Source organism: Lysobacter arenosi (assembly GCF_016613475.2).
In the GTDB taxonomy this organism is placed as follows: domain Bacteria; phylum Pseudomonadota; class Gammaproteobacteria; order Xanthomonadales; family Xanthomonadaceae; genus Lysobacter_J; species Lysobacter_J arenosi.
Genome location: NZ_CP071517.1, coordinates 2,647,027 through 2,666,228 on the forward strand (window position 1 = coordinate 2,647,027; position 19,202 = coordinate 2,666,228).

The following is a 19,202-nucleotide window of genomic DNA, read 5'->3' on the forward strand; positions in this document are numbered from 1 at the left end:
CGAGTGAACATGTGGACGTAAGTCGCTAGGTCGGTTCAATCTTTACCGGGGGCGACACGGCAATTAGTCGGGCTTGTGCCTCCCGGAGCGTGCGCAGGCTTGTCTCGCCGACGTCCAGCACTGGGTTGCCGGCCGGCTCCCCGAAGAACCAGTCGAAGTCGATCGGTCCATCATGTCTGAAATCGACATCCGACAAGCGCGAGACGAGCAAGGACAGCTCGATCCACAGCTCATCCGTGGGCGCCTGAGCGAACTGCACCAGTAGGCCTTGGAGTTGATCGTGCGAACCGGGCCGCCATGCTTGCGGACCGATCGGCAAAGGATTGATGCGCTGACCATTGACGTCGATGAAGGAGGCATTGACGGCCAGGCCGTCCGTCCGACATTGGACCGAGAGTATGAACCCGGTCAATTCCACGTCTGTGCTCGCGCGTGACAGTTCCAGTTCCATGCCATCCGATTCGTCGTTGCCACGGAGCTTCAGATGCAGTGACTTCAACCGCGTGAGCGCATCGCGCGAACCGACAAACCGCCCAAAGAACGACAGAATCGCGCCCTCTCGGCCGATGCGAGATCCCTCAAATCCGATGGCCTTCAGATCAAAGTAGGCCTGGCGGAAGTCATGTGGCAGGTAATCGGCGGTGTCGCCACCGGGGATGTGTCCGAGGATGCGCGCCGGCATCTCCAACTCGAGTACCTGGACATGCGTGGCCGGGATGCCGTCGAAGGGGGTCTGCCGAAAAGGTGCCATGCATGCGCTTGAGGGGACCGACATCGGCGCGCCGAGCCCCGTGTGCTCACGGCTGAAAAGCAGCCCGATGTGACGTTGCATGTGGAGCGGATAGCGTTGTCCCTGTTGGCGGGCCCGGATCCAGCACAGCTGCTGCGCTTCATCCCGGAACATGAAGGCTCCTTGGCTGATAACTCCGTGCAGATCTGACACGGCCTTGGGTTGGCTCGTCTCGATCTTTTCGCCGGTCTGAAGCGCAGTGATTGCATCGGAGTTCCGCAGCAATCTGGTCCAGTTCAACGCGGTAACAGCACTGGCGCTGGTGGGGATCACCGCCAGGGGGGCGCCATTTTCGTCCTCCAACGCGAGTTCAGCAGCCTGAATCTCCTTTGGGAGGGTCCAATCCAGGCTCGCCAGCAAGTCGGCCGCCAGGTCCTTCCGCAGCAGAAGCAGCGCAAGCGACGCGCGTCGCTCATCGAGCGGCGTGTGCAGGAAAGCCAGGCGGGCATTGACGGGCACTCGAGCGACCAGCAGCTCTTGCGCCTGCGTCGGACTAGTGTGGTCCACGGCCCAGGGTTGCAGCAGAACGTCCAAGTGGGCGCTGTCAGCCGCTTTCTGGCAACGCAGGAAGGGACGTCTTTCTTCAGCGTGATGCAACACGATCTGCCAGGGACGCGGACCCTCAAGATCGGCTGGGCCCCACCACGTCGTCGCTAGCGGCGACTGAGTTTGGGTTTCCTCCTCCACCAGCCAGGCCGGATCAAGGTAACGACGCAGGCCCACGCTTAGAAGATGCTCGTCCAGATGCGCCGCACGGCTCCCTCCCACATCTACCAGGCGCGGGGATAGCACATAAGCCGCATTCGGAAATGCCGGAGCGCTGATTTGGGGCTCAAAAGTGAGACCCAAGGGACCGCGTGTTTCGAGAAACATCGCGGCGGCGCTGTCCTGGTCCGCAGCCTCATAAGCCAGCCGCGGATCCGGTCCAAGTTCCTTGCGCGCGTCCAGTGGTCCGACCACCTTCGGGGGATCGAGCCATCCGTAACCGACCCCTGTCCGAATCTCGGCGGCGACGCGGTCGGCGAGGCCTCCATGGTGGTATGGACGTTCCTGCAGCAGCGCGAGTACCGGCGGGGTGGCGCCGGGATCCTTCTCTATCGGCGCAGTCAGCGGCACCAGTGCTCGCAACTGTGGACGCGTCAGCGTGACTCGCGCGCGGTCGGCAAGCATGGCGACTCGCCGCCATGCCTGTGATCCATTCTCTTCGTCCGACCACGCTTCGACCAGGCCATCCATATGCCGTCTCATCGCTCCCAGGTAACGTGAGCGCAGTTCGAAACGGTGGCGGAAGATCGTGGCGCTTGGGGCCTCCCACGCGACGTCGATGAGTTGGGTCGGTGCTGGTGCGGGCTGCAGGCGGATTGTGGTCAGGTCCGCATCCCGGGCATCCCGCGTGCCAAACGCATCACTCTCGAATGCCTTGAGACTCTCGTCCCATGGCAGCGCGACCGAGGTCGCTCGGCCGCGCGTTTTGCGAGGCGGAGGTGAAATCCATGTGTCGATGGGTCGACCATTGAACCGCCAGCGCTGAGTCGCGACAGTCACGGCACCAATGTGTCGCCAGCGCCACCCGGCATCGGCTGGACGGTACTCCAGGCCATACCGACGCGTGGCGGTCGCTCCCTTGTGCGAGATGGCGCTCGTCATTGCAGACTTGCACCAGGCCGCGCGCGAGTCCTGCCAGACTGGCCGGTCGTGATCCTCATCGCCCACACGCAGCGGCCCCAGCATGGCCTCAAGTTGCAAGGCCGCCCCTTCGAACACCACGCCTTCCTTCTGATCTCCGAGGGCCAGTTCCCGAAGCCGTCGGTGAAGGACCGGGGCCGGTGCATCGTTCACCACCTCAAAATGCTCGATCGGAACCACCGGTCGCACGGCCAAGTGCGCACATGTGCCTTCGGGCATCGAGAGGCGGTCCGCGCGATCCGATAGCTCGAGTGGCCCGTCAGCAACGACGTCGATCGCGATTGTCAAGGCCAATGTGTTTCTGATTCGCCGCAGCGCACTGACCGCATTGCGCTTTTTTACGTCCTGCCACAGGTCGTCGTCATCGCGCAGCAACTCCCCCAGCGTTGGTAACGGGCGCAGTGCCGTGTCGGCGCGAAGCGTTTCTTGCAGTGTCCTAGTGTCGACACGCAAACCATCCACTGGACTAACGTCGATCCTCAGGTTGCCGACGGCTGGATCGGGCAACTGGTCGAGCAGCGCCGCCAGCTCAGGGGCTTTCATGCGATCGATGTGGGCTGCCAACAGCAGCGTCCGAAACGCGAGGGCGCGTCGCCGCTCTTCGACGGTGGTTCCGAATACCTGGTCGTGCAGTCGCGGATTGCTGATCCAGCGCACCCAATCCACGTAAGGCACGCTGGGAGACCCGACGCGCACCTGGGTCTTCGAACCGTACGGCGAACGCCACGCTCCTGCCTGGCTGGAGCCGAGCAACAAGAGATTGCTGGGGCTGGGTCGGCTGGCCGCGGCCGGTCCCCGCAACTCGCGCGCCGGATCGGCGAGACTGATGCAGTCGCGGAGCTCCGCGTTGGCAATCTTCAAGCGCAACCAGAGTGATCTGGAGTCGGTCGCCAGGACAGCGCGGTGCGCGGCCGCACCGTCCGCGACGAAATCGACGGCCACCTCGCCGGGGACTTCGCACGACAAGACGACCTTGAGCCGGGCGATGTACTTCAAGGATAGTGAGACGAACTCCGCCGAATTCGTGGGGAATTTGAAATCGGCGTCGGCATTGGCCATCGGCGCGACGTCGAGCTGAAGACGCTGGCCGGCCGCGCAGAACGCCCGGAGCTCGGAAAGTTCGAGTTCCTCGCTCGTGCCGACACCGGGAATCGCGATGGCGCCAGTCCCGTCGGCATTGCGGCACAGATCCAGCGCCAACCCCGAGACCACCGCGACCTGCGGGTAATCGGTCAGCAGCGGTTGAGTGTCGGCGGGGATGATACCGATGCGTGCCGTTGTCCCCGAATCTCCGATTTGCGGGCTGCCGATGGCGGTCGTCCGCGTGTAGCGGATGGTTTCGTGGAAACCTTGGCTATGCGGCAGAGATGGCAAATCGACAGGAATCCACGGACGCGCGTCCTGTAGCGACAGGGGCAAAGACCCGGCACGCCCGAGCGCATGCGCTGCCACCTCCACCGCGGTGCCGTACGCGAGCGGAGGCAGCGCAGTACCTTTGTTGCCCACATCGCTCGGATAGTCGACCTGGTAGAACCCCTCGCGCTTCGTTCCGTCCGCTGAACCTTCAGGCAGCGTGTCTTCGAAGGCCAGGGTCGCGAACGGCAGTCCGTCATACGGGACGAACAGCGCGCGACGTCCGTCGCAGACCGTAGCCGGCAAGGGCTGCACCGTGCGGACGTCCGGCGTCCAGGGCGCCTTGTTCGGACCTAGAACTTCGGCTAGGCAGGCGTACGCCCAGGGTGGATCGACAGCTGTTCGGTCCCGGCGACGCAAAAGCAGGGCGACTCCGCTGAAGCAGGCGGCAAAGTCATCGGCGTCGCCGCTGCCATCGTCCGCCGTGGGATCCACCGCGACCTGGATTGCCACCGAAGGCGGCACGGCATCGGGCACATAGCGGCGGCGCCCCGGTGGAAACAGGTCATTGACGACCGACTCGGTCATGTCTCTCGCGGCCGTTTCAATGGCTTGGCGCGCGTCGCCCTCGGCAGGCGACGGGACCTGCCAATCCAGCGGCAGGCTGTTGGGCGCGGTGATTTCTGCGAAGAACCGCGCCGGGTCGGCAAACGGCCACGAAAGCGCCGCGAACAGTGGTGCACTGTCTGGGCGCGCGGGGGAAGTGGGACGGTCGATAATCTGAAAACGCCGCGCCCAGAACGCGACATCCTCGAAGTTGCGTTGGAGCTCGGCGGACGGCGGCCCGGTGAAGGTACCAGGCACGAGGAAATCGGCGACAAGGGAACCGACGGCCTGGCGTGCCGCCGTGGCGCCGTCGGCGCCGGTGACGAACTGCCGCTCATAGGCGTCGAGCGCTTGCACGTAGGGGTTGTCGGCCGGGGGCGTGAGCCCCAACTGAGTCCAAAAGGTCTGTTGCAGGCCCGGATCACGCAGCAGCTGCACGACGATTGCTTCCAAACCCGCCTCACCGGTAGAACTGTCCCGCAGCAACGCCAACTCGCGTTCCAGTTCGCGCGACTGGCGCGCCCACAACGCCCGCAGGTCTGTCGGACGATCGGCCCCGTCGCCGATGCCCAGGGCGCGGCCGCGCTGTGCAATGTCGTGCCACGTTTCACCGTCTTCGGCGATGTAGCCCAACAGCAGCCAACTCAACCAGGACGTGTCCGCCTTGTCTTGCAGCGGCGGGGGGGCAATTTTGCAGACCGCACAGATTGCCTCGATCAGCTTCCGGCGTTCGTCCGGCGTGGCACCAGGCGACTTGATTACCGGCCATTGCGTCATTCCCGCGCGCAGCGCACCGCGCAGTCGGCCGCGTTCAACGCCCCGGTTGTGTTCATCGACAACTCGCGCCGCCAGCCCGTCGAGAAACGGCGCGAGTAACGCCCCGTCCCGCTGCGTCGCGCCAGGCATGGCCAGAGCGATCATCACGGTGTCCAGCACAGACGCCAAGGCAGTCACCGCACGCCAGGACAGCCGACGGACATGGCTCCGCTCCTCCGCCGAACTTGGCCCCAGTTCGGGCGGAATGCCAGCATCACCGCCGGGCAGGTCTGGCCACTGGATTTCGTGCGTGGCCAAGTGGCCCGACAGCAGGGAGCCGATCCGGCGCTCCAGACGTTCGACCGTCAGATGAGCTTCCTGGCTGAACCCGTCGGCCTCGACGAACCCTTGCGCCAGGTCGACCTTGGTCGACAACGCGGCGACCGGAAAGGTCACACTGGACTGGCAACGTACGCCGGCCGCCTCCAGCACGATGGTTCCACCAAGCACGGCACCGGCACCAGGAAGGGTGTCCGGCAGGTCTCCCGTGACGTGCGGCAGCACAACCACGGAGGCGTCCGGCGTTGGCGCCAGTTCGGTGCGCGGAACGCGCAGCACGACTGCCAAGCGCAACCGGTGGGGCACGGGCGCCGTGGCGCTGGCGATGCCCAGGAGCACCGCGCGCGCATCCACCGTGCTCGCCGTGACCTCTATCGGCTCGGTCAGCGCGGGCGTTCGATAGAACATCGCTGCGCCCGCAGGCTGCTGGCTTGGAAGCCAGCCAAGCAACTGGTCTGCAAGCCCCGCGTCATGGGGCTCGGCGTGCAGCACGACCCCGTTCACCCGGTGCAGGGTGCCGTTGTCCAATCGGTATAGCCCGAATCGCATTTGGCCCAGTTGCCTGACGAACGTCTCGAACCGTTGCTTGGCGAGGTCCTCGATTGGCTCGTCGGTCTGGAAGGACAATCGCACGGCAAAGCCGCGCTGGTCATCGGATTGAAAGCACGCCGCTTCTTCTTCCGTGACGCAGATGATGGTGTCCACGGCATCAGCTCCCTTGGCCGGTGATCAACTTCTTGGCCTTGTCGTAAGCAACAGGTGAGACCTCGACGCTCGTAGAGGTCTGACTGGAGGACTGCTTCTTGCCGCCGGTCATGGCGTAGCGCGCTTGGCCGCCGGCAGAAATCGTCACGAACCGGCAGATCCGGATCTTGATGCGGAAGCTGCCGTACGCGTCGATGTCGCCGTTTTCCTTGTACGACAGGCGTAGCAGGATCGTGAGGTAGGCCGTGGCAATGCGCAGCACGTCCACTACACCCACGATCAGGACGACCATGGATACCGTCAGCCCGCCGCCGGCGTGACCGATGAGTTTGCGATAGGTAAGCGCGACGCTGACGCTGATCGCAACCGAGCCCGTGACGCCTGCAAACGCAAAGCCAATCGAAGCCGACCCGCCGGCCCCGGCATCCACTACCACCAACAGTCCTTGGTTGAACGGGCGGTATTCGACATCCACCGTCAACCAGCCTGTGCCGCCGATGATGAACACGGTGAAGAAGAACGGAAGATCGGGCCGCGCCAGGGAAAAGCGGTTTGCGATCAGGAAGTCGGGATAGGCGATCAACTGGAATTGGTTGCTGATCTGGATGTTCTGCACCCCGCTCGTGCCGAACATCAGGCTCATCGGTGGCATCGAGAACAGATGCTCCAGGCCCACTGGCAGGCCGTTGTGCTTGATGACGGTCAGCCCACCGATCTCGTCCGGAATGATCGAGCCGAGTGTGTTCTGGATGAATTGAAGCGTGGGATTGAGCTTGATCTTCTTTGGATCGAAGTCGACCTTGAGGCTGCCACTGTCGTCGTAACGGACCACGACCTGCTGCAGTGTCACCATTACCTGTCCGGCGACCACCATTTCGAAGTCCGTCTCGAAGCTTGAGCGCGCCTGCCGGGCGACCTCGTCGGTGTCCTTGGAGGCCTCTACGCGCAGTACCGCGCGGGCGCGCGAATTGACCGCGTCCAGCGAGAACGGGCCGCAGGAGAAGAGCGAGTTCCTCCCTTCCAGTGGTGCGTCGACCTCGATCTGAAGCCAGGCCCGGTAGTTCTTCTTGTCGAAATCGTGCGACACATGGATCGCGTCGGCGGCTCCGCGTGGCAACCGGCAACCTTTGAACAGGCGGTCGAACTTCATCCCACCACAGCTGCGCAGGATGCGGCCGATGTCGAACTTCGACAGGTCCACGGCCATCAACTGGTGGCCGATCCGGTCGAAGGGCAGGCTCAGGCCAATGGCCTTGATCTCGTCGCCGAGGCGTCCAAACCAGGCTTCGACGGGCGTGGTATCGACGTGCCCGTCGACCATCCCGTAGTAGTACGCCAGGCGTTCGCGCGCGAAGTCGAGGTTGGGCAACTCCGGCGGGCTGCCTGCCGCCGCCAGCGCTCGAAGAATGTTTCCGGGCGCCGACATCAGATTTCCCTCCCCGATCCGGGATATAGCATCCACAACACGCGCCCCATAGCGCTGGGCCTGGTCGGTCGTCGCCGCGAGTCTGGCGACGACATCGCGCGAATCTTGTTCAAAGGTCGTGAAGGCCTTGAGCAGTTCCTTGTACTCCTCCGCGTTGTCCAAGATCGAATCTGCGTCCTGCACCCACGCCGCAAAAGTGCCATCAAACTCGGGAAACCTGGAGACGAAGGCGTCCGCAGTCTCATCCAGAAATTTATCGAGGCCCTCTCCGATGGCCGAACACGCGGTTTCGACGTGCTGGATCAGCTTGCCGGCGAGCGCCGTACCGCTCTGGATCCAGGCGAGCGCTTGTTGCAGCAGTTGGCTGGAGGCGGCGCGCAGCGTTGCGGCCACGTCTACAGCCAGATCACCAGATCGGAACCAGGAGGCATCGAGCGCCTCGACCCCAGGCTCAACGACGACCGCCGTCAGCTGATCGACCAGTGCAGCTGCCAGCGCTTCGGGTGCCAGTTGCTGCTCGACTGCCTCGAGATCTGCTTCCAGTTCAATCACCCAGCGCTCGGCCACGGCCGAGGCCTCATTCACCAGGTTCTCGGCTCGCGCGGATAGTCCATCGACTCCATCGATGCTCTCGTGCGCTGCCTGGATCACGGCTTCGGCCCAGTGGCTGTCCCGGCCAATCCGGACGAGAAGGTGCTCGACCATGGCTGAGAACGCCAGATGTGCCTTTTCCAGCTCGATGCGGCTGGCTGCTATGACGGACGCAGGCAGGAGCCCGGCCGCGTCCTGCAACGCCTTGATGGCGCCATCGATCTCGTCCCTCGCGACGACCATGGCCGCTCGAGCGTCGGTTGAGGCTTGACCGATTCCCTCGCCTATCGTCGCGGTGTAGCGAGTCCAGTCCTGCTCCACGCGGTTGAACTGCTGGGTGGCGGTGGACAGCTGCTGGCGGATCGCCGCCAAGCGCGTCAGCAACGTCTGGCACACGGTCTTCTGGTCGTCGGGAGTGGCCGGGTCGTCGTGGTGGGTTTGCAACGCGCCGATTGCTTTGCCCACTTGCGTATCACCGTTTGAGAGCTGTGATTGCAGAGTCCGCAGCATGACCTGCACATCTTGCTGGAGCTCATGGAGCCCCGCCTGCAGTGCATTCTCCCGGGCTGCGACGTGGGCCAGCGCGCGCGCCGCATGCACGCCTACCTGTTCGGAAAAGCTGTCGGTCTCCGCTGCCATGCGCCGCTGTGCATCTTCGACAGCGCTCTCGGCCAATCCCGCTGCGCGCTGGAACAACACCGCCAATCGCGCCTGAAAGTCGCTACGCCGCTGTTGCGACCATGGCGCATCGTGATCGATCGATTTCCTCAGTTGCTCGAGGTCCGCGTGCGCCTTTTTCAGCGCCTGCTGCAAAGAGGTCCGCGTGTCGGCAATCGCGGTCCGCACGGCCACGATGCCCCGCCGCGCCGACCCCAGCTCAAGGGTCGTGGCGGCCAGCGCCGGCCGAAGTTCGGCCAGAAGGCGCCTGCGCAGTTCTTTTTTCAGATCCTCTTTCGAATTCCAGAAGCCCTGTGCGGTTGGCACCATCAACTGCCGCTCCAACTCGGCCGCGAATTCCGCGTCCCAGACCTGGAGCTGTTGGCCAAGGGCAAGGCGTTTGGCATCCATTGCTGCAGAGAGGCGTCGTCCGAGCTGCGCGCACTCAGAGGGCACCGGGCCCAGATCGCCCTTCAGCTGTCGGCACTTGTCCTGGTATGCGTGGACCTGCTGGCGTAGCGCACCGGCCGGGTTGCGCAGCGCGTCCATCGCCTGCTTCACGGCCCCCATCGCGGCCTTCAAGCGCTCGCGCTCGTCTGCGTCCTGCGGGGCATCACGCGGGAAGCGAACCGCTGCGATCACGTGGCGTGCCTGATCGAGATCTGCATGTCCCGATGAACCCCAGTCACCCTTGACGGGGCAGGCCGCCAGGCTCGCGCCACTCATCGCCAGCGCCGTCTCCAGCGTGCGGAACTCCGGTAGTTCGGCAGCCGCCGGGGCGCGGCCCGCGCGCGAGAACGTCAGCGTTTCCAGCGCAGCGTAGAGAGGCTTGTCTCCGCGGTGCGCGTTGACCGGCGTGCGCAAGGACGGCGGGGCCAATCGCCACGTGTAGCGATAATGTCCGGGCGGCGTTGCCTCAGCATTGGGCGCTGGGCGATCAGAGGCAGCGTCCTCCGGGTGATACGCGGGAACGGGCCATTTGTAGCGCGGGACTGGCAGATTGGGATAGTCGATCCGAGCGCGCGGCGCCCATGCATCCGTGTCATCGGTGGCACCGTCGGTAGTGTCTGCAAAGAAGTACAGGTTTTCCGGGTTCAAGCACTCCTGCGCCGACTCCGTGGCTTCCTCACCCTCGGCGGCGCACACGAACGCGATGTCTGGACGCCCGTATACCTGCGGTCGCAGCAGGGCAGCGTGGCGGTTCCACAGTGGCACTGCCCAACCGACGGGACGCGGCGAGCCACCCACAATTTCATCAACGTCCTCGGCCCATAGACTGTCGACTGCAATCTGCTTCTGGTTGAACCGCAGGGCCCGCAGGAATGAACCATGCAACGGTGCAGCTCCGGGGGCATCCGGGTAACGACGCTCGGGCTGCAGCAGTTCGATGTATTCCCGCACTTTGCGCAGGACCGGGCGGCGCGAGCGGGTCTTCAGGGCCTCCTCGGGCGTGAACTGCGCACTCGGATTGACAGTACGCTCGTACACGATGACGTGCTTGGCGCGATGCCACCACACGGCGATGCGTCCAATGACCTCGACCTGCTGTCGTTGAACGAAGCCACCGCGGGTCTCACTGATGATGCGCACGCGGCGATTGCAGAATGCTGCCATCTGATCTGCGTCGCCGCCGAGGACCCCGAGCGCAATCCCCTCCACCGTGCCGCCGTCCGAGGCAGGGGCCTCGAGCAACATCGCGAGGATGTTGCGCGATTCAAACGGCCATAACGCACCACCACGCAGGCCCGCCGGATGCAACCGCGGCGAGAGTCCCGGAATAAGCTGAGTGGGCGATTCCGCGGGCGCGTCGAGCTCGGCGATCGGTGCGCGATGCAAGGCGGTAGTGCGCAACGCGAAGCGCGCGCTTTGGCGAAAGCGCGCCGGCGCAAACAGCACGGAACTGGCTGGCTCATCAGCCCATACCTCAAGCCGCTCCAGCCGTCGCGCGTACGCATTTACGATCCGCCGCCAGGGCGTATCGCCTTCGCCCGGAACCGAGACGGGCCGTCCGAGTAACGCCTCGATTTCGGCGACTCGCGCCCTCCTGGCCGGCCCCTGTTCCAGCGCCGGTTGCACGGACATGGGGAGTCCGTAGAGGAACTCGGTGCGCAGCGCCTCCAGTGCAACACCCAAGCCCAGTTCGGCCCGCTGCCGGTACAAGCGCGCGGCCGCCCATTCCGGAAGCACGAATTGGCGCTCCACATCCGCCGGACGGACCCACAGATCAGTGGGAGGGGTCAATCGGAAGTCGACGCTGCGGCGCTTCGGGATGCTCACAGCGGTTTCGCCCGGATCCATCGGAGGCAAGAAGTCGTCCTCGGGCGGTTGGCCGGGAGCATCGTGCAGCTCCAAGCGGCCGGGCTTGTCCATGCTCTCACCGATCGACTGGGGCGGCAGTGTGTAGTGGTAGACGGTGTCCAATTGCTTGGTCTGCCACTCCCACGTGCGACTGTCGTACACCGCGACGACGACTGTGTCCTGCCCGCCGCGCGCCTCGAGCGGTCGATAGTGCGCGCGGAAGAAGGCGAATGGCTCGGTCGATAACACGACCGTGCTCCCGCGCGAGTTGGCGCTCTCTACTTGCTCAAGTAGTTCTGCAGTGAGCCAACGCTCGGTGTCCGGCGCGATGCGCTCTTTCAGCGATAGCGTATAACGACCCTTCGCGGCCGGATCCGAGTGCAACATCACCGGCGGACTCGTGCGATCGTATCCGAACCGAGGCGCATCCAATGCAACCGGCATGACACGGTCCACGCGTAGGTTGAGTTCGCTAAACACGTCGGCGGTGGAAACTTGTTCGCCATTGGGCAACGTCAACGGTGCGCGCGGATTCAGGCGTAGACGAGACGCGCGGGCGCCGGAGGTTGCATCCACCAGGGACACACCGTCCTCGCCCAGGTGCTCAAAAAAGAATCCACCGAGTGCCAATTGATGCGGGGACCTCGTGCCTACCCGGTTCTCCGGGGAACGCAGCTCCACGCTGAACCAGTATTGATCCTCTTCGTCCTCCTTGTGGCTCGCCGCATGCGCCAAGATCACAGGCACGTGGGCCTTGGTGCTTTGCCGGTGCTCGAGAACCAGCAGCGGCCAGCGTGCTCTGCACCGAGCCGCGATCAGGGGCGACGTCCCATCGAGGGTCACGTCCTCTGACTGCATGCTCGCGCGATACTGGGTTCGATTGAAGGGCGGCCCATCACTGCCAAGCTGTGCCCATTGCTCAAGTTCTTTCCATTGCTTGGACACCACTGGAGAGAAAAGTGCAAATAGCGCTCTATCGGCATCCTTCTCAAGACCGAGAGAAAAGAGACTGGAATGGGGCTGGGGCGGTTGCAGGTGCTGCAGGTCGACGTGCGCCAGCCTCATGCCGCCGAGCGACGCACCGAGTAGGCGGGGAAGCGTAAAGCTCTTCGTGGGTTCCGCCACGAATGCGGAGGTGTCCTTTAGGCCGGACAGGGCCTGCCGCCCACCCACGCTGCAGCTCACCCGGAAGTCGGTTGACTCGGCGTTCCACACATCGGTGATGACACCCTCAATCGTGCTGCAAATGTGCATCCCACTCTCGTAGGCAATCCACCCCAACTCGTCCCGGGCACGAATCTCGACTTGAAGGCCCTGCCCTTGATCGGCACCCACGCGCAGATCACCTGCCGCCCGACCTTGTTGGATTGCCTTCAACGCGGCCCGCTGACGGATAACGAACCCAGGAATGGCCCCGCCGGTGGTCGCGTAGATCGCAACACTGGGGAACCGTCGCAACCCGTCACTCTTGGACTCTTCGTCAGCCTCCTCGAACAGCATCGGGCTCATTTTCGCAGTCGAGAATCCCAAGAGCGGCAGGGAGGAACGCAACAGCTGGCGCTTGCTTGGCCAGTGCTTCGGAGGAATCCAACCCGAGGAGCCGGCGCGCTGCGAGAAATCAAATTGGCCAAGAATGGAGGACTTCGCAGCGTTCGCTTCAGATGGTGTTCTGATCTTGGATCCGGCGAACGTGCAGGTATCGAACGCCAATCCGTCGGTCTGTTCGTCGTGACCCGGTGCCGGCTGACCAGCAGCGAAGATCAGGGAGAACTCACAGAAGGCCGTTTGGTGTACCGCTTGGTCGGCGTCCAGTGGCGTAACCAACGGCACAGCGAGATCGAATCGAACGCTCGCGTCATCGGGTTGGCCAATTCGCACCCTACTACGCTTAACCTTCCCTTCACGCTGATAGGTGGCGAGTACAGGCAGCCGCAACGTAAGAGGCGGTGGCCTATCTCTCGTGCTTGGCGAGGCGGCGAACTGGTCCAGAACCGTGACACCCAGAAATTCCAGTCGCACCCCTTGGACCTGGTGAGTGCCCTGCCCGCCAAAACGCAGGGCAATCGGCGTGTCCGCCTGAATGAACCGCGCGTGCAAGTCTTCGATGGAAAGCTGGTACAGGTTCTCCAGCGCATCCAGCGGGTCGGTGAACGGAGCCGTCGCCGTCCCGGGCACCCAAACTACACACGCGGCATATAGGTCTGGCTGCGTTGCGTAGCGCACGTAGTGGATTTCGACCGCGCCCGTTCGGGCTGTGCCAACCGGCGCCGCACCAGGAATCGGCGGCCATTGAAAGGTGCCATAGGCACGAAAGCCAAGAAAGCGCGGTTCCATGAGGTTTCCTTCGCTGAAGCAGTCGCCGGAATCCGGCATCTGCCAAGACTTCGAATGCGCTAGAACAGTATGTCGATCGACGATCTTCCAACGGAACGCAAGTTAGCGGTGACGTGCGCCGTAGCCCGAGGCGCCGCCTCCAGATAGTTCCGTATGTGCGGGTGGTTGTAGGGATTCGGGTTCGCGCACGAGAACGCGATATCAAACGTCGGGCTTCGAGCCGCGAAGCCGCGAAGCAAGTGGCGCGTGGTGCGGTTCCAGTCCGACTTGGAGCCATGGTGAAACGCAACCAGTCCGCGAAGCAGGTGCGCGCCACCGAGGTACTGCTTGTAATGACCTACGGCGTGCAGCGGAGCGTCTCCCGGCAGCAGAATCACTGACTTGTCCTCTGCTCTGACGATCGAGCACGCTAGGCCTGTGAGATTGCAGTCTTCGTGTGAAGCCGGAGGCCGAGGCGCCGAGCCGATCTTCTCCCACCAGAAGGCATCTCCGTTGCTAGCAACGAAGCACTTTGCGTTACCCACCCACTTCTCGGGAACGCAGTAGATCTCGTCGAGATCCGCCGAGAACATGACCGCTCGGGGAGAAGTGAGCTGGCGCGGAACCAACCAGGTAGCCTGCCGCGCCGCACCGCCCCGCCTGGCCGAGAACCAGTGGTCTTCATCCCAATGGGTCAGTACGAGTAGCGAGCCTGGACGCACCGGCATGGTTTTATCGATTCTTTGCGCGCCCCTTACGGCGAAAGGATTTCCCTGACGTCCGCCATAGTCGATCTGGAGAAAAGGTGCTTCATCCTGGTCGAGCAAGGCAACGGCATCGCCCTGACCGACGTCGTAGACCCTCACGCCCGTTACGCGGGTAACGCCGGCCATGGGCTCGACGCTCGAGACGCTTGACAGCTCCGCCGAGGCGATTATCCGACGAATTCGGCTAGCTATTCGCATTTCCAAGGATCTCGTGCGTGATCTTCACTTGCCGCTGCTACTGTGCTTTCCAAATCCGGGGCGAGGGGGGCGGGCGGGACGGGCATTCGGTCGTTCTCTCTCCCGCGTGAGTCGAAACGAGCATCCGGAATGTGCTTCATCGAAAAGATGTCACGCAGGCGAGTCTCGATCCGAGGGTCGACCGGCAGGAGCATGTCAATCCTTGCGACCCTTTGGTCACCGCCCGGAATGTCTCCGACCAGAACGAAGGGTTCACTTCCAGACACGGGCGATGCAGCGTCATCGGATACCTGCAGGTAGTGCCAACTGCCAGGCTCAAGCAGCGTCTGCAGTTCCGCGAGCAAGTCGGACGATCGCGATACGTACAGGTCAACTACCGGCATCGCCACTTGGGTCAGATGCGCGCGCAAGTGCTGCAATCTACGTTCCCGTTGACGAGGGGACGGCCGTGGTGAGAGTTCCTCGAAGTTGCCCATCTGCTCAAGGAACTGTGAGGAGACAGGGCCGGACATTCGCACCCGGTAGTGCATTCGATTCCTTTTGAGAAGTTCCGGCAGTTCAGTGGGAAGGGCCGCCCCGTAAGGTCCATCCCAGTTATCCGGTTGTCCGGATAGCCACCCCGCCTCCTCAACATAGCTGAAGTAGCGCGTGGCCGACGCAGAGCGCTCGACCAGCAGGTCGAGTTGGGTGTACAGGTCGCCAAGCATCAACATGGTCGCATTCGCGTGGAACAGTGGGCTCAAGGTGGTTGTAGTCAGGGCACGTTTGCGGGCCGGTAGTCGGCATTCGCCCGCCTCCGGCACATTACCGATTCATGGATCGACTCGGACGGATCTATCACGCAAGTCGGGCGCAACATCCTGCCCATCGCCCGATACAGCGGGTTCATGGAGTCGGCCAGATAGGAGTCGCAGCGCGCTTGGTAGAATGCTAGGTAATTCGTGTCGAACTCCAGCCCGAGCGCGGTGGCACGATCGACGATCCAGTGTAGAGCCCCATTGGCCAGGCCGTCGGGGGAGTAGCCTCCGCCGACGTTGCAATGGACGCCGGGAAACCACGATTGCTGCAGCACGCCCGTCCATCCGGTAGGCCGCGTCCATACGCTCGGCGCGAACGCCTTGCGTTGCTCGTCCACGGCCAATGCCTGGTACGCGTGCTGGATGGACGGATTCAGCCCGATGTCGTGGTAACGGTATTTACGCTTGTTGAATAGCTGTCCAAGTACGCCGGGCGCGCCGAGCGCACCGACCGTGTCCCACACGCCGATCATGCGGATGGGTGGGCACGGCCGCGTGCCGCGGACCCTGCGGTTGGCGTGTTCCCATTGGGTCGTGCCGGGGCCTTGCTGGCGCTCGTAGCAGGCGTATAGCTCGGGCACGAAGTAGTCGTCGTCCTTCTCCACCAAGCCGATCATCCACATGAAACCGGCGAGCGTACGAACGGTGAAAGCCCCCCGGCTGAAGCCGAACAGGTAGATCTCGTCGCTTGGTGAATAGTTGTAGAGGATGGATCTATACAGCTCGCGGACGTTGCTCTCGATTCCATGCCCAAAGGCACCGCCGGTGTACTTGTCCAGGCCCTCGCCGGTGCCGACGCCATCGTCGTAGATCACGATCTGGTCGATGCCCGCGACCGTCCCCGGAAGCACGGCCCGCGCGAGCTTGGTGACGTTGGTCGGACGACGCTTCCCGGATTCCTTGTCGACCTGGTCCCGGATGTTCCAGGTTCCGTCCGCGCAGATCACGATTCGCTTCATCTTGACCAACTCCCTCGGCGTCAGAGGTCCCGTGACCTTGTGAACGGTGGCGCGAGCCGGCCAGGGCCGCCTCACGCGGACTACAGAGTGAGATCGACGTGCGTGCCAGGGGCCCCGTCAGTCGTCACCAGTTCGGAACAACGGCGTCGCAATTCCGTCAGCAGCGCCGTATCCGGAACGGGATTTTTGGTGCCGTAGATGTTGCGTTTGGTAGACACAAGAATTTTGGCCTGTCCTGCCCGCTTCACCGGGAGCAAGGTATCGAGCAGATCGAGCGGCGTGCCGTTGTGGCTGCCGTGGTGGGAAACCTTCATGAAGTCCACTGGTTTGAGATCCTTGCCGCTGTGCTGGCGGATCTTTTCCCAACTCTCCAACTCGGCGTCGCCTGGCAGCAAGAGGCGTTTGCTCACGGCCTCGATCAGCAAGCACAATGAGGTGTTGTTCTGTGCTTTGTCCAAGAAGCGCGCGGCAGCCACCCCCTCTTCCCGGATCGCGCGTCGCAGGCGATGGAAATCACTGGCCGAACAGCCGGGCAAGGAACCATCATCGCCCCTGGCTACGTTAGCGAAGTCCCAAGCGAAGCCGTCGCTGGGGCGCCGCGCCTTGGCGGCATTGGGTTGCCGAGCCAACGTATCCATGAAGGCTCGCGTCCGCCCGCTGCTGCCGTAGTAGACACTCGTGTCTTTCTCAGGCGCCAGTACACGCACCCTAATCGACGGCGACCATTTTGCCGTTCCCGCGCCTTTGCCGCGCGCAAGATACAGCGGCGGCTGCTTGCCCAAGCCCCTCAGGTAGTCGATCCGATCCTTATTGGAAAGATTGTTGATCAGTAACGAGCGGAAGGCAGGATGCAGCACTAGCCCTTTCTTCGTGGCACTGTCGGCGAACGACGACACCGTCTCGTGTAGCCGCTTCTGCAGTTTGGCCTTGGGATAGTCGGCGTAGTAATCAGGATGGCTTGGCAGGCCCATCCAGATCCGATCGATGTCCATCTTGTCGAATATCTCCCGCTCCCGATAGAACCCTTCCATGTGATCCAGGTGTTCGTGGGTGACCACGACCAGATCGAGGTGGCCGTTGCACGTAGCGGCAATGTCCCGGGCGATCGCCGGGAATCGCTCCAGGCTGACCGCGTCGTTCGGTGCGCGACCGAAATCGACAAGAACATGGCGTGTCTGCTTCTTGTCAGGCAGACGTAGCAGGATGCAGTCGCCAAACCCAACCACATAGGCGCGGATCTCAATGCTCGCGGTCATGCTGCTCCCCCGAGTGGTGGTGACGCATTGCCGCATTGCGTTTCAAGCATACGCGGCCGCGATCAACCGTAGCGGAAACGGCAGCGCCACCGATGCTGGGAGCGCCGATCCCAGCCATTGCGTCGGCAATGGCTAGATTCCCGGACTGCACGAGATAGGCGGCGTAGTCTTTGAGTTCTCTGATTCGCTGCGGGGTCGATGGAACCAGTGCGGCGTGCAGGTAGTTGCCATTGGCGTCGAACACCAGCGTGCCTCCACACCACAGCGGAAGGAACGTGCCGTTCAAGCCATGGAAGCGGGCGCCGGAGAGCTTTACGTCCTCGCTCCAGGTGAACTCGATGACGTGTTCCTTCGGTGGCCGATAGCCACTCTTCGTCTGCTTGTTGGTGCGATATACCGACGTGACCGACAGATTGGCAGCGTACGGAATACGAAAAAGATCGCGATGACGATCGAGGAAGCGATAGGCATCGGCCGGGGTCGACGCCTCTTCGGCGATGTTGCGCCCGCGCAGCGCGTACTGGACCTGGGCGCGCACATCGGCTTCCTCGGTCGGCAGCGCGATTCCACGGGCATCAAACAGCTCACGCAGTTTTTTTCTGATGCCCATCACGTCGTAGGGATACGCCACCTCTTGAGCACGCAGTACCGCCCGAGCGTACTCATCGTAGCGGAGGTCTACCGGTGGGCAGTAGTCGATACCGCGGAACATCACACCCGCCGTGATCGTTGCAGCTCGAATGAGTGCTTTCATCGAGTAGTACTCTGCCCTGCCCGTGTCGGTGACGGCACCGTTTTCCTGCTCCAGCGCCTTACGGATCCTCGGGTAGAGGTATTCAAGAAGGTCGTAATAGACGCCGGTCAGCACTTCGGACCAGTCGTGTTCTTCGAAGGTCTTCAGCAAATTCTTATCGATCTTGCGGTTGTTCCAGGCGCCGCGCAGGTAAGCCGCGTCGGGTAGCCCGCGCAGGGCAGCGCCGAACTCGCTGGCGATCGCCGAGACAACGTTCATTGGATCGAGCTTCTCGGGCCCTCCCCTAGTGACCACGCGCGCGGTTTCGCGGGTTCCGAGGCTGGCCATCATTGCGACGGCATCGCCGAAATACTCATGGAAGCCTGCGGTCTCTCGCGAAGTCACTTCGTTGTAGCCGGGCTTGAGTCCGTCCAGCACAGCATGGCCGAGTTCGTGAGCGATGATGTCGTGCGACAGGCAGGTATAGACCGGCTTGCCGTCCATTCCTTCGAAGTAGAAGAAGTGCAGAGCGCCCGAGGCGCGGTCGTAGAACGCGTTTTGGTCGTAACCGGCGTGCGGGATCAAGAGCAGCCGGCCCGACTGCGTCGCCCAAGGCACGGTTCGCCCTAGAAGGAATTCGTCTTCGATCATAGCCAGGGTGCGCTCGACGATTGCCCAGACATTGACCTGGTGGAACTGGAAGTTCTCCAGAAGCTTCTCTCCCGAGAGCGCCGCGATTCCCTTGTAGGAGCCGTTCTTCTGCAACACCGCTGGCGCGAAAAGCACATCGAGATCGGCGTTGTAGTCGACCACCACGGAATGCGGCCCGGTCGGTCCGGTGCCCGGCGTCGGGCAATCGATGTCGATCTGGATTGGCCACAAGCTATCGCGACGCGCCACGAGAGGATCTTTGGGTAGGATCTTGACTCGAACCTTGCCGGGGCTGGGTTCACGCTTCGTGCTGGCCATATC

The 19,202-nt window shown here is 63.1% G+C and carries 7 protein-coding genes; all 7 read right to left on the minus strand.

The window, feature by feature from the left end; all coding sequences use genetic code 11:
• Nucleotides 1–25: 25 nt before the first annotated feature.
• Nucleotides 26–6,235, minus strand: coding sequence for a hypothetical protein (locus HIV01_RS12310; protein WP_200607505.1), 6,210 nt, complete (start codon nt 6,233–6,235; stop codon nt 26–28).
• Nucleotides 6,236–6,239: 4 nt separating this feature from the next.
• Complete coding sequence (locus HIV01_RS12315) at nt 6,240–13,580, minus strand: hypothetical protein (RefSeq protein WP_207526951.1); 7,341 nt, start codon at nt 13,578–13,580, stop codon at nt 6,240–6,242.
• Nucleotides 13,581–13,600: 20 nt separating this feature from the next.
• Nucleotides 13,601–14,413 carry a ComEC/Rec2 family competence protein gene (locus HIV01_RS12320; protein ID WP_200607509.1) on the minus strand — a complete coding sequence of 271 codons (813 nt, stop codon included), beginning with the start codon at nt 14,411–14,413 and terminating at the stop codon, nt 13,601–13,603.
• A 62-nt stretch (nt 14,414–14,475) separates the two neighbouring features.
• Nucleotides 14,476–15,228, minus strand: a complete 753-nt coding sequence (locus HIV01_RS12325) for a hypothetical protein (protein WP_200607510.1) — start codon at nt 15,226–15,228, stop codon at nt 14,476–14,478.
• A gap of 11 nt (nt 15,229–15,239) precedes the next feature.
• Nucleotides 15,240–16,241 carry a DUF2235 domain-containing protein gene (locus HIV01_RS12330; protein ID WP_200607512.1) on the minus strand — a complete coding sequence of 334 codons (1,002 nt, stop codon included), beginning with the start codon at nt 16,239–16,241 and terminating at the stop codon, nt 15,240–15,242.
• 80 nt (nt 16,242–16,321) lie between these two features.
• A complete protein-coding gene (locus tag HIV01_RS12335; RefSeq protein WP_200607514.1) occupies nt 16,322–17,497 on the minus strand; it encodes a ComEC/Rec2 family competence protein in 1,176 nt (391 codons plus the stop codon).
• Nucleotides 17,481–19,199, minus strand: coding sequence for a gluzincin family metallopeptidase (locus HIV01_RS12340; RefSeq protein ID WP_200607516.1), 1,719 nt, complete (start codon nt 19,197–19,199; stop codon nt 17,481–17,483). The genes HIV01_RS12335 and HIV01_RS12340 overlap by 17 nt, the downstream gene beginning before the upstream one ends.
• Between the last annotated feature and the right edge of the window lie 3 nt (nt 19,200–19,202).

Bases quoted from the DNA above. Each gene is read 5' to 3' on its own strand.
- HIV01_RS12315 (WP_207526951.1), bottom strand. From the start codon at position 13,580: ATGCCGGATTCCGGCGACTGCTTCAGCGAAGGAAACCTCATGGAACCG.
- HIV01_RS12320 (WP_200607509.1), bottom strand. From the start codon at position 14,413: ATGGCCGGCGTTACCCGCGTAACGGGCGTGAGGGTCTACGACGTCGGT.
- HIV01_RS12330 (WP_200607512.1), bottom strand. From the start codon at position 16,241: ATGAAGCGAATCGTGATCTGCGCGGACGGAACCTGGAACATCCGGGAC.
- HIV01_RS12335 (WP_200607514.1), bottom strand. From the start codon at position 17,497: ATGACCGCGAGCATTGAGATCCGCGCCTATGTGGTTGGGTTTGGCGAC.
- HIV01_RS12340 (WP_200607516.1), bottom strand. From the start codon at position 19,199: ATGGCCAGCACGAAGCGTGAACCCAGCCCCGGCAAGGTTCGAGTCAAG.